The sequence below is a fragment of the Cohnella candidum genome, assembly GCF_003713065.1.
Classification (GTDB): domain Bacteria; phylum Bacillota; class Bacilli; order Paenibacillales; family Paenibacillaceae; genus Cohnella; species Cohnella candidum.
Map to the genome: position 1 here is coordinate 2,996,180 of NZ_CP033433.1, position 15,706 is coordinate 3,011,885.

Sequence of the window (15,706 nt, forward strand, 5' to 3'; positions counted from 1 at the left end):
GTCAAGCGGGAGTATGATTCCATAGACGTAAAAAGGCCGGAATGGTTGCGTAAGCATGAAAAAAGGGACCCGCCATGAAGGCGGGTCCACTTTGATGATTCGACCGGATTAGCAGTCGAAGTAGAGGCTGTACTCGTGCGGATGAACGCGGATCGAAACGGATTTCGCTTCGGAACGCTTAAGCGCCACGTAGTTGTCGATGAATTCTTTGGTGAAGACGCCGCCTTCGGTCAGGAAGTCGGAATCCGCTTCGAGAGCGTCCAGCGCTTCGTCCAGGGAGCCCGGAACGCTGCGGATTTCTTTCTTCTCTTCGTCGGCCAGCTCGTAAATGTTCTTGTCGAACGGTCCATAGCCGAGAGCGGCCGGATCGATCTTGCGCTTGATGCCGTCCAGGCCGGCAAGCAGCATGGCTGCGAACGCCAGGTACGGGTTGGCCGTGGAGTCCGGCGTGCGGAACTCGATGCGGCAGCCTTTCGGCGTAACGGCAGCGACCGGAATGCGGACAGCTGCGGAACGGTTGCCTTTGGAGAATACGAGGTTAACCGGCGCTTCGTAACCCGGAACGAGACGTTTGAACGAGTTCGTGGACGGGTTCGTGATCGCGATCAGAGCCGGGGCATGGTACAGGATGCCGCCGATGTAGTTCAGGGCCAATTGGCTCAGGTTGGCGTAAGCGCCTTTCTCCCAGAAGAGCGGCTGGCCGTCGTTGAAGATCGACATGTGAACGTGCATCCCGCTGCCGTTGTCGCCGAAGAGCGGCTTCGGCATGAACGTTGCAACTTTGCCGTATTGGCGAGCCACGTTGTGGATGATATATTTGTACTTCATCAGGTTGTCGGCCGTTTTGGTCAGCGTGTCGAAACGGAAGTTGATTTCCGCTTGGCCCGCGGTCGCCACTTCGTGGTGGTGACGCTCGACGCGAAGGCCGGTTTCCTGCATCAGGCGGACCATTTCGCTGCGGATGTCTTGCTGCGTATCGGTCGGTGCAACCGGCACGTAACCGCCTTTGACGCGGACTTTAAAGCCCAGGTTGCCGCCTTCTTCTTTGCGGTTCGTGTTCCAAGCCGCTTCTTCGGAGTCGACCGAGAAGGACGAAGAGTTCATCGTGCTTTCGTAACGAACGTCATCGAAAATGAAGAATTCGGATTCCGGCGCGAAGAAAGCATCCGTACCTACGCCGGACTTCTGCAGCAATTCTTCAGCCTTCTGTGCGATGGAGCGCGGGTCGCGCTCATAGCGCTCGCCGTCCGGAGTATAAATGTTACACATAACGATCAGGGTCGAGTGAGCCGTGAAAGGATCCACGTATACGGACTCGGTGTCCGGCATCATGACCATATCGGATTCTTCAATGCCGCGGAAACCCGGGATCGAGGAACCGTCGAAGGCTACGCCGTTGACGAAAGTATCCGCGTCCACTTCGGTAGACGGCAGCGTGATGTGGTGAGCTTGGCCCGTCAAGCTGATGAAACGGAAATCTACGAATTCGATGTTCTTTTCCTTGATCAATTCCAACACTTTTTCAACAGCCATCTTCGTGTTTCCTCCCCATTTCCGAACATTGGGATAAAAATTTGGACAGATCGTTCAAGTTTTCCCCAACTTATGAGGTTTATTATAAAACTCGTCTTTAGCGAGCGTCAATAGTTATGTCAGGTATTTTTTATCGATATGTTAGCAATACTCACATAGTACATAAAATCGTCATAAAAGTACAAAGCGATCCGCCGTAATGGCGAATCGCCTCGTTTCATCAGATTTTCCATTGAAGGAAAGCTTCCGCGGGATCTTTGACCGTGCCGAATTTTTTGCCGCACAACGGCGCGAGTTGTTCAAGGTCCTTGAGCAGTTTCGCGAACTGGTCGGGGAAGAGCGATTGGACGCCGTCCCCCGTCGCGGAATTGTCCGGATCGGTGTGCATTTCGATAATGAGGCCGTTCGCTCCGGCGGCAACGGATGCCTTCGTCATCGTTTCCACCAATTCACGGCGTCCGGTCGCGTGGCTCGGGTCGGCGATGACCGGGAGATGGGAAAGACTCTGGATGGCCGGAATGGCCGCGAGGTCGAACGTGTTTCTCGTGTACGTCTCGAAGGTCCGGATCCCCCGCTCGCAGAGCATGACGTTCGGATTGCCGCCCGCCAAAATGTATTCCGCCGCATTCAGCCACTCGTCATACGTAGCGCTCATGCCCCGTTTCAGCAGAACCGGCGTCTGCACGGTGCCAAGTTTGCGCAGCAGGTCGAAGTTCTGCATGTTCCGGGTGCCGACCTGGAGAATGTCGGCGTATTCGGCGCAGATATCCACGAACTCGGGTGCCATCACTTCCGTGATCGTGAGCAGACCGTACTTCTCGCCCGCGTCCTTCATCCATTTGAGTCCTTCCACGCCGATCCCCTGGAAGCTGTACGGACCCGTGCGCGGCTTGAACGCGCCGCCCCGCAGTACCTGCCCGCCGGCGGATTTGACCAGTCTTGCGATCTCGTCGATCTGCTCGGGCGTTTCCACCGCGCAAGGGCCGCCCATGACGACCAGGTTATCGCCGCCGATTTGGACTCCCTTGATGTTGATGATCGTGTCGTCCGGATGGAAGTCTCGGCTGGCCAGCTTATAGGACTTGGAGATTTTGATGACGTTCTCGACGTCCTTCATGGAGCGCAGATGCTCGGCCAGATGAGGATCCGCTTTGCCGATGATGCCGATGACCGTCCGGTCGGTTCCTCGGGATACGTGGGCTTGCACGCCTCCTTGCTCGATATGGCGGACGATTTCGCCGATTCGTTCTTCCGGCGTGTTGGGGGAAGTAATGACGATCATGACGTTCACTCTCCTGGAGAATATGTTAGCGCTTCGACGCTTGTACGCTTTGACGCTTATACGCTTTTAAGCACTAAAGTAAATATACAAAAGAGAACCCCTCGTGTCAAGCTATTCCGAGTAAGCGGCAGAACAACTAGTGTCACTAATTAACTCAAAAAACGCCCGTTCGGCGGAACTCAGATCCGCTGCTCGGGCGTTTCTATATGCCAAGCTCACTCGCTCGTGACTTTCATTTCCGCCCGGCCGCGTCTCAGCTTGCGCTTTTCCTTGCGCTTATTCTTGAAGGCGTTCAAGCTCGCTCGGATCGGGAAAAACAGGATCGCCCCGAGCAGCGTGCCGTTGATCATCCCGCCGACGATCAGTTTCAGAGACGTCGTCAGCGCGCGGTTGACCCATTCGTAGAGAAACGGAATATGGACCGTGAAATGCTCCGGCAACACCCACTTCCCGACCATCGCGTTCAGGAAGGCCATCGGAATGTAGATGACTTTGCCGAACACGAATCCGATCAGCGCGGCGGGCAGATTTCCTTTCAATACATAGACGAGAGGAAAAATGAGCAAAAAAGCGAACCCGAAAGTCGGCAGCGTGAACATCTCAACGGCGAGGCCGATGGCGAAACCCATGGCCACCATGGAGGCTCCGCCTTTGGCACGGATGAGTCCGATGTACTTGTATCTGAGCCAGCGTTTGAAATTAACATAGCGTTGAGCCATGAGAGACCTTCCTTTCCGAAACGGCCGTTCGAACGTCAATGCCCTTGGGCCGATTTCTCCCGGACGGTCGGAAGCAGTTTATTCAAATTTACGGTCCTTGAAACCGGCCAAGTGTCCGGATTGCCGGGATCAAACTGCTCCAAATATTGAATGACTTCCTTCGTGATCGGCGTCGGGGTCGATGCGCCCGAAGTCACCGCCACTTTGCGGATGCCTTGCAGCCACTCCGTCCGGATCTCCGAAACGTCCGAAATCCGGTAAGCCGGTACGCCGGCGATCTCTTCCGACACTTGGGCGAGCCGGTTCGAGTTGTTGCTCCGGGGGTCTCCGACCACGATGCACAGATCCGCTTCCTTCGCCTGCTCGGCAACGGCTTCTTGGCGCACTTGCGTGGCCAGGCAGATTTCGTTGTGGATCTCCGCCTGCGGGAAAGCCTCCAACAAGCGGGCCATCAGATGCTTGATGTCCCATTGCGACATCGTCGTCTGGTTCGTGATGATGACCCGTTCCGCCGTCAGGGACAGCTTCTCGATGTCTTCCTCCCGTTCGATCAGATGGACGTGGCCCGGCGCGATTCCGATCGCGCCTTCCGGCTCGGGATGGCCCTTCTTCCCGATATAGATGACCTCGTAACCCTCGGCCACCTTCTCGCGGATCAGGTCGTGCGTCTTCGTGACGTCCGGGCAGGTAGCGTCCACAAGGGTAAGGCCTTTGTCCCGCGCCCGTCTCCTGACCTCCGGAGAAACGCCGTGGGCCGTAAAGATAACGGTCCCCTTGTCGATCTTCTCCAGAATCTCCAACCGGTCGCTCCCGTCAAGCGTTATAATGCCTTCTTTCTCGAACGCATCGGTGACATGGCTGTTATGGACGATCATGCCCAAAATATAAATGGGGCGCGGCAGATCCAGGTTGCGCGCCGTTTGAAGCGCAAGCACCATGGCATCCACCACGCCGTAGCAGTAACCTCTTGGGGAAATTTTGAGTACTTCCATGTTTTGCTCCTGCTTTCCCGCCTTGCCGCGATCGGAAGAACCGCTGCGGCAGCGCGTACGGTTCCCTCCATTATACCTTAATCCGTAAGGCGGGGAAAGTCGGCGGACTTCCGCTCATTCGACGGAGGGAACGGCTTGAAGCGGCAGCCAAACGCAGAAGGCGGTTCCTTGTCCGGGAATCGACTTCACTTCCAGCGAGCCATGGTGCATATCGGCGATCCATTGGGCGATCGAGAGACCAAGACCGGTGCCGGCAACTTGACCGCGTGAAGGATCCGCGCGGTAGAAGCGATCGAAAATATGCGGCAGATCCTCCTCTGCGATTCCGATTCCGGTATCGGCCACCACGAGCCCGATGCGATTCTCTTCTTTCACGGCGTAGAGCCTGACCTCGCCCGCAGGCGTATACTTGAATCCGTTCTCGATCAGGATGAACATTAATTGAAGTAAATAGTCCCGGTTTCCGTTCACCCAAGCACCGTCAAGCGCGTCGATCGGACCGATGTTCCATTCCGCTTTCCTCGGCAAGAAGGACGCTCTGCGAGCCGCTTCTTCCGCTAACTGCCGAAGAGGGATCAGTTCCATCTCCATTTCGTAACCGGCATCCGCCCGTGCCAACGACAGCAGGTCATTGACCAGTGCGCTCATCCGGCGCGCTTCGTCGGCGATGTCGCTCACCGCTTCGAGCGACATTTCTTTTTTCTCGGCCGGCGAAAGACCGTCTTGGCGTCCCGGCTCATCTTCCGATGTCCAGATTTTATGCAGCAGGTCGATGTTGCCGCGGATCGTCGTGAGCGGGGTGCGAAGCTCGTGCGACGCGTCGGAGACGAACCGCCGCTGTGCCGCATTGGTCTCCTCCAGATGATTATACGCTTTCTCGATCCGGGTCAGCATGACGTTCAGGGTGTCCGTGAGCCGCCCGATTTCGTCGTTCGGCTTTTCCCTTGGAATCCGCAGGCCGAGCCCGGAGCCGCTTTGGATGCGCTCGGCCGCTTCCGTCACGCGGTTGATCGGGCGCAGCGCCTTGCGGGACAGGAACATCCCGAGCGCGAACGCGGCGGCGAGACCCAGCACGCCCGCGATCCAGAGCACCGTACGGAGCTGGGAGAACATCGATTCTTCCCGCCCGTTAAACGCGCCGACTTGGAGCAGGCCGACCAGATTATTCGAACCCGAGAGGGTCACTGATTTCTCGTAGATCAGGAAAGACATGCCGTCGACTTCCCTTTTCACGAAACGGTCCTGCACGTCCTTCAGAACGGGAAACGGAAACGACAATTCGTCCCGGCTGTCGGTCGCCAGCATGTTCGGCGTGATTTGCCGGATTTGGCCGTTCTTGTTTTGCGTGTAGCTGACCAATTGGATGTATATCGTGTTCGGATCGAACGATCCCGTTATCCGAGCGACTCTCAGGTCGAAACGGGAAGGAAACACGTCCGTGTTTTCCGCCACTTGCTTCAGCTGCGATTTCAAGTCGTCCATCGTGTTCCGGTAGACGACCGTATAAATCACGACCCCGAACGCCACGAGCGCGACTGCCAGCAGTCCGGAGTACCATAATGTCAATCGAAGCCGGATGGACATCTCAGCTGTCCCCTTTCAGTACATACCCGGCGCCTCTCACGGTTTGAATCAACCGTTTTCCGCCTTGCTCCTCCAATTTCTGCCGCAGCATCGCGACGTAGACCTCTAGCACGTTGGACTCCCCGCTGTAGTCATAGCCCCAGATCCGTTCCATGATCTGATCGCGCGAAAGCACGCGGCGCGGGTTTTGCATGAACAAATTCAGCAAATCGAATTCCTTCGCCGTCAGCTCGATCCGGCGGTCCCCGCGGATCGCTTCCCTCGCGTCGACGTCGAGCACCAAATCCTCGAAACGGAGTCTTCCGTCCTCTTCCGCTTGTTCCGGACGCCGCCGGAGCAACGCCCGGATACGCGCCATCAGCTCTTCCAACGCGAATGGCTTCACCAGGTAATCGTCCGCCCCGAGATCCAGTCCTTTCACGCGGTCCTGCACTTCGTCTTTCGCGGTCAACAGAAGCACCGGCGATAAAATGCCCGCTTCCCTCAGCCGCCGGCAAACTTCCCACCCGTCGATTTTCGGCATCATCACGTCGAGCACGACCAGATCGGCGGGCCTCTGGGCCAGCATCCTCAGGCCTTCGGAGCCGTCCGGCGCCGTCGTGACTTCGTAACCTTCGAAAGCCAAGCTCCGTCTGAGAAGCGAAGTGATTTTCTCGTCGTCGTCGATGACCATGATATGGGGTCTCATCTGAAACTCATCCTTCCTGAGCGCACTTGCCTTCATTTTACCTCAATTTAGAGAAAACGCGGGAGCGGTCCGTTACCGAACCGTCCCGCGTTTTTAATCCTCATTAGGGGTTGGAGTTAAGGTCGTCGTTCGTTTGGAATTTGTTTTTGTCGCCGATGGTGACGGTAAGGTCGATCTTCTGGCCGTTGCGGATGACGTTCAGCTTCACCTTATCTCCGACGTTCTTCTTCTGGATGGCCGTGATCAAGCTTTCGTTGTCCTTGTAGCTCGTTCCGTCCATGCCCGTGATCACGTCATACGCTCTCAGGTCCGCTTTGTAAGCAGGGGATCCGAATACGACGTCGCGTACCAGGGAGCCCGTCGTCCCGCTGACGCCGAGCTTATCGGCGATATCCGGGGTCATCGTCATGAGCGTAGCTCCGATGAACGGAACCGGTTTTTTCGGAATGCTCGTGTTGTTCTTCAAGTTCTGAAGCACTTCGGAAATCGTGCTCGTCGGAATCGCGAACCCGATGCCTTGCGCCTGGGAGCTGACCGCGGTGTTGATTCCGATGACTTCGCCGTTCAGGTTGAGCAACGGGCCGCCGGAGTTGCCGGGGTTAATCGAAGCGTCGGTTTGCAGCAAGTGCTGATAATTGCGGGTGCCTTGCGAGTCCGGAATGCTGATTTCGCGCTCGTTGGAGCTCAGTACGCCGACGGTAACCGTATGGTCGAAACCGTAAGGATTGCCGATCGCCACGACCCAGTCGCCCATGTTGGAGCTTCCGGAATTGCCCAGCTTCAGCGTCGGGAAGCCGGTGCCCTCGATTTTCAGGACCGCGAGGTCCAAATCGTAGCTCGAGCCGAGCAGCTTCGCTTTGAACGGTTTGTTATGCCCGACGACGGTAACCTCAATGTCGTCGGCGTCCGCGATCACATGCTGGTTCGTCAGAATATAGCCGTCGGACTCAAACAGGAAACCGGATCCCATTCCGCTCGGCTGCAACGTTCCGCTGCCACTGCCATTGTCGCTGCCGTTGCCGCCGTTGTCGTTAGGGCTTTGCCCGAAAAATTGCTCGAACAGATCATCCATGGAAGAATTGCTGCGACCGTTCGATTTGACCGAGGTCTCGATTTTCACGACGGCTGGCGAGGCCTGCTCGAAAATCTTCGCGATGTTGTTCGGCCGGACGACGTCCGCCGTGTTGCCGACCGGATTGCTGGCCGTTTTGGCCGTCGCGGTCACAGCCGGTGCCGCGAACGTGTCCTGCGAGAACCAGTTGCCCCGGTCCGCCGCGAACATCAAGCCGCCGACCGCGACGACGCCGACCATGAACGAGGCGAAAACGGCGCGCAGCGAAGTCCTTCTCGGCGGCGTCTGCCAAGAGCCTCCGCGTCCGCTGCCGGATACCGTGAAGGGACGGTATTCGCGGGATGCGGTCACGACTTCCGTCTGTTGCTCCGCCGAATCTTGCGCTTGCTCTTGCAAAGCTTCCGCGCTCGGCTCTTCCATGCGCTCGGCCTGAACCGGCTGCGGCCTGCCGAACGGCCCGAACGAGTAGGGCTCCGATGCCCTGCGCACGCCGGCGTACGGATCGTCTCTCTCCGGCTGCGATGCCCGCTCCGCGTCGTGACGCTCCTGCCTATTGTCTTGCCCGTATGAGAACCCCTGCATGTCGTCCGGTTTTTTGTTCTGATCGTCCATGTTTCGATTCCTCCCTCTGGCGCACCGCTCGGAGGCGCCATATCTTCTTGATCCCATCTTGGACTCCGAACCTTAAAACTATCTTAAACCGAAATGAATCCGAAGTAAAAAAACGGGGAGTTGCGACAAGCTTTCGCTCCCAAGCAAAAAATCGCCGGAACGCAGTTCGGGCGACTTCTTGATGTCCGATTAAGGCTTCAGTCTCAAAAACTTTCAATTTCCCGGATTTTCCGTTTCGCCTCTTCGATCCAATTCGGTTCGATATCGGCATCCGCGTCGACGGGATCGGAAAATTGGTCGATCATGGCACCCATGGCGCGCGGATGGGCTTCCTTGTCCAGCCCTTCATTATAGACATGCTTCAGGACGTAGGGCTCGCCGAGAAGGATCCGCACGTCGACGTCCGACATCTCGCTGTCCAGACTGCCGCGGGTCACTTGAAACGGAAGCCTCAGCCACACCTTGTTCACCGTATCCAGCGCGCAATCGAACGATCCGTGATCGTAGTCCCAATTTCCGCCCAGCGTGAACCCTTTTTGCTCCGCCGCTTCGCGGAAGGGGAAGTAATCCCTCGTTTGGGAGGTTAAAGAAGAAGAGATCGGATACATGCTTATCCCCCTTTAGGATTAGCCTATCCGGTCTCTTCCCTGATTATCCCTGTTTGGCCCAGCCTTTTCGGTGCGCGTAAATCGCCAGCTGCGTGCGGTCCTCCACTTCGCACTTCATCAGCAGGTTGCTCACGTGCGTTTTTACTGTTTTCACGCTGATGTGAAGCTCGTCGCCGATCTCCTTGTTGGATTTCCCTTCCGCGATGAGAAGCAGAACCTCGCGTTCGCGCTCGGTCAAGCCCTCGTCCTCGGTTTGCACCGACCGTTTGCGCAGCCCCCTCGTTAAAGCTTGGGAGACGTCCCCGCTCATTACCGGCATGTTCCGCAGCGCGCCTTGCATCGCGTAAATGAGCTCGTCCGCCGACACCGTCTTCAGAACGTAGCTGACGGCGCCCGCTTCGATGGCCTCGACGACTTTATCGTCCTCCAGGAAGCTGGTCAAAATGATGATGCGCAAATCCGGGAACTTCTCCAGCAGCGCGCGCGTCGTTTCCACGCCGTCCATTTGCGGCATCATGAGATCCATTAACACGAGATGAGGCATCCGGCCTTCGAAGCCGCCGCCCGTCAGCTTCCGAACCGCTTCGGCCCCTCCGGGAGCTTCCCCGATCACTTCGAACCGCGAATCCAACATCAAATACGTCTTCAAACCCATCCGAACCATCTCATGGTCGTCGACGATCAAGACGTTCCAAACGTTCTCTTCCCCAGCCGCCACTATTCTTCTCTCCTCCGTGTTTCGATGTCGGCGCTCTCCTCGCCGAACTTGGGAAGCCACACGCGCACGCGCGTTCCCGCGCCTTGCTTGGTGACGATCTCGGCCTCCCCGCCGAGCTTCAGCGCTCGCTCCCTCATCGTAGACAACCCGTAGGCGCCCTCCCTGACTTGGCCCGGCTTGAATCCCGAACCGTCATCTTCGATCTGCAGGGTCACCTGGCGTTCCGTTTCCCCGAGCAGCAAGCGGACCGTTTGCGCTTCCGCGTGTTTGACGACGTTGGCCATCGCTTCCTGGATGATGAGGAACAGCTGATGTTCTTTCGCTTCCGAAAGCGTGCCGATCAACTGGATGTCGAGCGTTCCCTGCAGCCCGTTGTGCCGGCAATAATCCGGGAACCAACGTTCCAGCGCCTCGGCCAAAGTCCGTCCCTGGAGCTCCATGGGACGGAGCTGGGCAATCAGCCCCCTCATCTGGCGCTGCGCAGATGAGGACATGGCGATCAACTGTTCCATTAACTTATGGGCCTGATCTTCGTCTTTCTCGAGCAGCTTTGGCAAAGAAGAGGCCGACATGTGCAAAGCGAACAACTGCTGGCTGACGGTATCGTGCAGATCCCGCGCCAGCCGCTTCCGCTCTTCCAGCACCGCCGCTTCCTTGGAGGCCGACTCCTCCGAAACGTCCCGCTCGCCAAGCCGCTGCAGCAGCTTGAGCCGTTCCTCCACCCCGGACAGCATCGAGTTAAATTCGCGATAAACGCCGGCAAACGCATCCATGCCGAGCTCGGGCAGCCGGACGTTCCAATTGCCGGCATCCGCCTGCTTGAAAGCGAGCTGCAGCTGGTCGAGCCTCCGTTGGTTCCGGTGGCCGAACACGTAAGCGACGGCCATCTGTGCAATCAGGAACACGAATGTCCAACCGAGCCAGGTTTCCAGGCTGGGCGCATCGTCGGACCAAGCGCCCCACCCGAAATAGACAATCAGCATCATCGCGAGCGTCGAGAGGCCGGAAGTGACGGCGTTCTCCCATTTGCCGTTGCGTACCAGTCGCCTCATGCGCTTACCCTACCTTCGTCACCCGTACGTCGCCGATAAAGGAGCTGGCGACCAGGACGACCCGTTTTTCCGTATCCGCATAGCTCGGCGTTTCGACGGACATATGATTGAAAAATCCGCCGCGTCTGTGGTCCCATACCCGGACATCCCCGATCAGGCTGCTGGAGACGACCTGCACGCCGATGCTCAGATCGTTCGGAACGAACACTTTCACGTCGCCGATGAAGCACGAAACGTAGATCCTCGTTTCCCCCAGGGGGATTTGCGCTTTGGTCAGGTCCAACGTCGTGTCCCCGATAAAATGGGAAATGTTCATCGGCTTCAGCTCCCAATAATCCTGCCCGATGTGGACATCGCCGATGAAGCGGTGATGCTGGGCGGCATGCGGATCGTAGTGCCGCCAATTCCCGTGGCCATGATGTCTCTTCCACCTCATTTCACGGCGTTCCATGCGCTCACGATAACGTTCCATCCGCTCGTGGTAACGATCCCGCCTCTCGTCGCGGAAGATCGGTGCGCCTTCAGGCGAAGAGCGGCCCTCCGTCGGTCCCGGTGGAGGCGGCGGGTAAGCGCGACCGGCATCGGTAAACGAAGCGCCCGGATCGTCCGTCAGCGGAGGCGCCGGCGGCGGCCCTTGGGGCGGAGCGGACGGAGCCGGCGGAACGGGAGGTACGGGAGGCGGCGTGACGGGATTCCAGCCGTAATGCCGGCTGTCGTCATCACTCCGGCGGTCCCGCTTAGGCCTCGAGCCTCTGGCCATCATGCTGATACCGACCAGGATCAGGATAACCGGGCCGATCATGCTGAACAGATCCCCGAGGTTCCATTCGAACCAGCCCATGTTCCGGCCAAGGAAAACGACACCGACCAGAATGACGATAATGTTCCAGAACGATCCTCCGGACCGCTGGATCAGCAGACCCTGCAGCCCGAACAAAATAATGAAGGCCGGCCAGAAATTCGCGAACAACTCTCCGATGCTGACGGAAGCGATGCCGGTCTGGTTCAGCAGGAACACGACGCCTACGGCGACGAGCACGATCCCCCAGAAAAGCCGGTGTAAAAACGACGGTTGCATAACCTAAACCTCCGATTGCCATAATGTTCATCTCTATGGTTCTCAGTATAAGGAATCTTTCGGAATCCGGACAGCGCCGCGGGATGGAAAGCGGCCTCGGTCTCGAGACGGAGAACCTTACGGCGATCCCATCCATTTTCATGTCAATAATCATAACGCGATTCGTTGACATTAGCGGTTTACCCCGATATAATGAGGGCGAATTTACGGAATTTATGTTAGGTTTCTATAACATTACAGGAGTTGTAAAGGATGCAATTGGCGGATTTGTCCAGGGGATTGGACACGATATGGGTAGTGCTTACAGCCGCGATGATCCTGCTGATGGAAGGCGGATTCGCCCTGCTGGAAGCCGGTTTCGTCCGTCAGAAAAACGCCGTCAGCATCATCATGAAGGTGTTCGTCGACATCTCCTTCGGAGCGCTCGTCTATTACGCCGTCGGGTTCGGTTTGATGTACGGCAAGGACTGGGGCGGATGGATCGGCAGCAGCGGGTTCTTCATGGGAGGAGACCTGACGCATCTTCATCTGAACATCTCCCACGACACCTATTGGTTGTTCCAAAGCGCATTCGTCATCGCCGTCATTTCCATCGTCTCGGGCGCGGTCGCGGAGCGCATCCATTTCCGCGCTTACATCGTATACACGATTTTCATGACCGGCCTCATCTACCCGATCGCGGGTCACTGGATTTGGTCCCCCGGAGGATGGTTGGCGAAACTTGGCATGGTCGATTTCGCCGGCTCGGCCGCGATTCATGCCCTCGGCGGCTTCGCCGCGCTGGCCGCGGCCATTTTCCTCGGACCTCGCATCGGCCGTTTCGGAGAAGGCGGCAAAACGAACATCGTGCCTCCTTCCAACCTGCCGCTCGCATCGGTCGGTGCGTTCATCCTGTGGTTCGGCTGGTTCGGCTTCAATTCGGGGAGCACGCTCAGCGCCACCAACGAGGCCATCGGCCACATCGCCGTGACGACGATGCTCGCGTCCGCGGCCGGATGCGCAACCTGTATCCTGTTCACGATGCTCCGCTACCGGAAATCCGATCCGCCGATGGTCATCAACGGCGCGCTTGCAGGCCTGGTCGGCATTACGGCTGGCTGCGCCTTCGTCTCCGACGCCGCCGCGATCCTGATCGGAGCCGTTTCCGGAATCGCGATGGTGTTCGCCAGCGAATGGCTGGAGGCGCGGAAGGTTGACGATCCGGTCGGCGCTTTCGCCGTGCACGGCATCAGCGGCAGCATAGGCACGCTCGCCGTCGGCCTCTTCGCGGTGCCGGGCTCGACCGCGCATGCAGGTCTCTTCTACGGCGGCGGTTGGCAACTACTTGGCGCGCAGGCGCTTGGATTGGCGGTCGTCGCCGTATGGGGCTTCGCGCTGACATGGGGCACGTTCGCGCTCATCCAGCGGTTTAAGCCCGCCAGGGTGTCCCGAGACGAAGAGCTCATCGGCCTCGACGTCGGCATTCACGGCGTTCCGGCATACAGCCAGGAGCACGACTTCCTTGACGTCGACGATCTGCGAAATCCCCGTTAACAAGCACAAATAGGACGTCACCGGTCTTGGCCGGCGACGCCCTTTCCTATCTCCGTTCAATCGTTTATCTATTGCAAAATCGTGATCACCAGACCGACGACCATCAGGATCAGCCCGATATCGAACAGCACCAGCATGGCCAGCAGCCATTTGCTCATTTTCGTTTCCATCTCTCTCACTCCCGCGTCATCATCACGCCTCTTCTGTTCTATTCACCAATTAACCGTTCATGACCCCGTTCAAAAGCAAATGGCCCGTCAATGCCGCGAAAGATTCGCGAAATTGACGGGCCTATAGATGGTTCGCGCGTTCAGGGACTCGACTTAAACGAGGGTATCCGGCAAATCCGCCGGAATCGAACCGCTCAGCATGGCGTAGTAACGTCCGACTTCTTCCCGAAGGAGACGAACCTTCTCCATCGGCTTCTTCACGTAATGGATATACTCGACCGCCAAATGATGGTCCGGTTTCTTCCCGCTCAGCATCCTGCGCAGCGGGGACAACGAGCGATAAGCTTGTTCTTCCTTGCGAAGGCGGCGCTCGTAACGTTCGACCATCTGCTCGATTTCCACGATTTCCTGCTCGCGCTTGGCAATGAGAGCCGCCAGCAAGGAATGCACCTCAGCCGCCTTTTTCTTCACGTTCGTCGCCGGTTGGGGGGACAATGAGGGTTCCGTCAAGCTTTCTCACCTGCCATCATTTTTGTTAACTTTCATCACATTTAATTCTATTATAAAGGGTTCAATATAATTTGTTAACACTTATGTCAGGTTTATTGTCAAGAAACCACAATATCGATGCCCACCACGCCGATCGCCGCGCCGTCTTTGCCCCGAATCGGCATCGAAACCGTCAAGCAAGGCTTCTTCGTTATGGCGGAGACGTACAACTCGGACACGAAGGTCTCCCCGGCCATCGCCCGTTTCCACCATTCCCGGCCGCGCGCGTTGAGCAATCCGGCTTCCGGTTCGCTGAACACGAAGGAACCGTCGCTCCGGTTGGACCAAATCGCTTCTACCCCCTGGGTGCGCCCCAACCATCCCTTTAACAGTTCACGGTGCTTAGCCGGCTCCATACCCGCCAAATCCGGATCCGACAGTACGCCGCCAAGCCAGGAGATCCACGTCGAAGGATCCGCGGAGACGCCTGCATCCGACCTTTTATCGCCGACAAGCCGCACGGATTCGGAAAGCTCTCCGGCGGCCTCCTTCAATTCGGTGGATACGCGGCCGAGGTTGTCGATTTCCACCCGCTGCTTCTTATTCTGCTCCAAGGTCTCGTCTACACTCGTCAGCGTCAGATTGACGGCCTCGACGACTTCCTCCAGCCTTCCTCCCGCGGCCGTCGTCCGATCCGCTTGCTCGACGGCGAACCGCAAAGTGACGCCCGCCCGTTGATCGACTTTATGGATCGCATTGAAAATCGCGTCCATGCTGTCGCGCATCGTCCCCATCTCCTGAAGCCCGCGAGAGACGGATTCTTTCTCACTCTCGACCGAACTGACCACGTTGCGGATTCCCGTCTCGATCTCCTGCACGATGGCGGTGGAACGCTTGACGGCTTGTCCGCTTTGTTCGGCCAGCTTGCGGATTTCCGTCGCCACGACGGAAAATCCAAGTCCGTGCTCCCCCGCATGCGCGGCTTCGATCGCCGCGTTCAATGCCAGCAAGGAAGTTTGCGTGACGATCTCCTGGATCAGCGCGTTGATTTCCCCGATCTTGGAGGCTTGAGCGATCAAGCCGTTGACCCTTTCCTCCATCGCGCCGTGGTTCCGGGAGAGATCGTTCATGACCTCGTCCGTATGCTGCAGCGATCTGCAGACCTCGAGCACAACATCCCTCGTCTGCTGGCTCTGCGCGCTCATTTCTTCGGAAACGCCGCGGATTTCCTGCGAAGCCGCCGATACTTCCTGCAAAGCGGAGAAGGCTTCTTTCAAGGAATCCATGGCGCTTCGGCTGTGCTGCCTGAGATTTTCTTCCTTCACCGCCGCTTTATCCGCCAAGGTGCCGAGCTGGCCCATGCTTTGGTCGACTTCGGAAACGGCCGCTTGAAGCCTGTCGGCGATGACGAGCGCCTCGTCGGTCATGCGGCGGAGCTTCTCGGGATTATCGGTTTGTGCCGGCGTCGCGGTGACGACGTTCTCTTTAAGACGTAACCATTGCGTCCATTTTCGTGTCATCTTGTTAACCTCCGACAGAATTAGATCCGTTTTTATGTAAATTATTCTAACATTAT

Annotated in this window: 14 protein-coding genes; 1 reads left to right on the plus strand and 13 read right to left on the minus strand. The window is 57.6% G+C overall.

What is annotated here, in order from left to right; all coding sequences use genetic code 11:
- Positions 1-108: 108 nt before the first annotated feature.
- The 11 genes from glnA to liaF form a co-directional block, all read right to left on the minus strand.
- Complete coding sequence (glnA, locus tag EAV92_RS13820; RefSeq protein ID WP_123041645.1) at positions 109-1,533, minus strand: type I glutamate--ammonia ligase; 1,425 nt, start codon at positions 1,531-1,533, stop codon at positions 109-111.
- A gap of 220 nt (positions 1,534-1,753) precedes the next feature.
- Positions 1,754-2,815 carry a 3-deoxy-7-phosphoheptulonate synthase gene (aroF, locus tag EAV92_RS13825; protein ID WP_123041646.1) on the minus strand — a complete coding sequence of 354 codons (1,062 nt, stop codon included), beginning with the start codon at positions 2,813-2,815 and terminating at the stop codon, positions 1,754-1,756.
- Between the two features lie 215 nt (positions 2,816-3,030).
- The gene (locus EAV92_RS13830; protein ID WP_123041647.1) at positions 3,031-3,534 is read right to left on the minus strand and encodes a DUF2062 domain-containing protein; all 504 of its coding nucleotides are present in this window, start codon (positions 3,532-3,534) and stop codon (positions 3,031-3,033) included.
- A gap of 35 nt (positions 3,535-3,569) precedes the next feature.
- The gene (locus EAV92_RS13835; RefSeq protein WP_123041648.1) at positions 3,570-4,526 is read right to left on the minus strand and encodes a 4-hydroxy-3-methylbut-2-enyl diphosphate reductase; all 957 of its coding nucleotides are present in this window, start codon (positions 4,524-4,526) and stop codon (positions 3,570-3,572) included.
- Positions 4,527-4,640: 114 nt separating this feature from the next.
- Positions 4,641-6,110 carry a sensor histidine kinase gene (locus EAV92_RS13840; RefSeq protein WP_123041649.1) on the minus strand — a complete coding sequence of 490 codons (1,470 nt, stop codon included), beginning with the start codon at positions 6,108-6,110 and terminating at the stop codon, positions 4,641-4,643.
- Position 6,111: 1 nt separating this feature from the next.
- Positions 6,112-6,798 carry a response regulator transcription factor gene (locus tag EAV92_RS13845; RefSeq protein WP_123041650.1) on the minus strand — a complete coding sequence of 229 codons (687 nt, stop codon included), beginning with the start codon at positions 6,796-6,798 and terminating at the stop codon, positions 6,112-6,114.
- A gap of 103 nt (positions 6,799-6,901) precedes the next feature.
- Positions 6,902-8,482 (minus strand): S1C family serine protease, encoded by a 1,581-nt coding sequence (locus EAV92_RS13850; protein ID WP_123041651.1) that lies wholly within the window; start codon positions 8,480-8,482, stop codon positions 6,902-6,904.
- A gap of 203 nt (positions 8,483-8,685) precedes the next feature.
- A complete protein-coding gene (locus EAV92_RS13855) occupies positions 8,686-9,090 on the minus strand; it encodes a YugN family protein (protein ID WP_123041652.1) in 405 nt (134 codons plus the stop codon).
- Between the two features lie 43 nt (positions 9,091-9,133).
- Positions 9,134-9,808, minus strand: a complete 675-nt coding sequence (locus EAV92_RS13860) for a response regulator (protein WP_277424207.1) — start codon at positions 9,806-9,808, stop codon at positions 9,134-9,136.
- Positions 9,808-10,860, minus strand: a complete 1,053-nt coding sequence (locus EAV92_RS13865) for a sensor histidine kinase (protein WP_123041653.1) — start codon at positions 10,858-10,860, stop codon at positions 9,808-9,810. Before EAV92_RS13865 ends, EAV92_RS13860 begins: the two co-directional genes overlap by 1 nt.
- 4 nt (positions 10,861-10,864) lie before the next feature.
- Complete coding sequence (gene liaF / locus EAV92_RS13870) at positions 10,865-11,938, minus strand: cell wall-active antibiotics response protein LiaF (protein ID WP_241158271.1); 1,074 nt, start codon at positions 11,936-11,938, stop codon at positions 10,865-10,867.
- Between the two features lie 252 nt (positions 11,939-12,190).
- Between liaF and EAV92_RS13875 the strand changes: the two genes are divergently transcribed.
- Complete coding sequence (locus EAV92_RS13875) at positions 12,191-13,471, plus strand: ammonium transporter (RefSeq protein WP_123041654.1); 1,281 nt, start codon at positions 12,191-12,193, stop codon at positions 13,469-13,471.
- A 323-nt stretch (positions 13,472-13,794) separates the two neighbouring features.
- On the opposite strand, the gene EAV92_RS13880 is transcribed toward EAV92_RS13875, so the two are convergent.
- Together EAV92_RS13880 and EAV92_RS13885 are read right to left on the minus strand one after the other, a co-directional pair.
- A complete protein-coding gene (locus EAV92_RS13880) occupies positions 13,795-14,151 on the minus strand; it encodes a hypothetical protein (protein WP_241158272.1) in 357 nt (118 codons plus the stop codon).
- A 98-nt stretch (positions 14,152-14,249) separates the two neighbouring features.
- Positions 14,250-15,650, minus strand: a complete 1,401-nt coding sequence (locus EAV92_RS13885) for a methyl-accepting chemotaxis protein (RefSeq protein WP_123041655.1) — start codon at positions 15,648-15,650, stop codon at positions 14,250-14,252.
- Positions 15,651-15,706 lie beyond the last annotated feature (56 nt).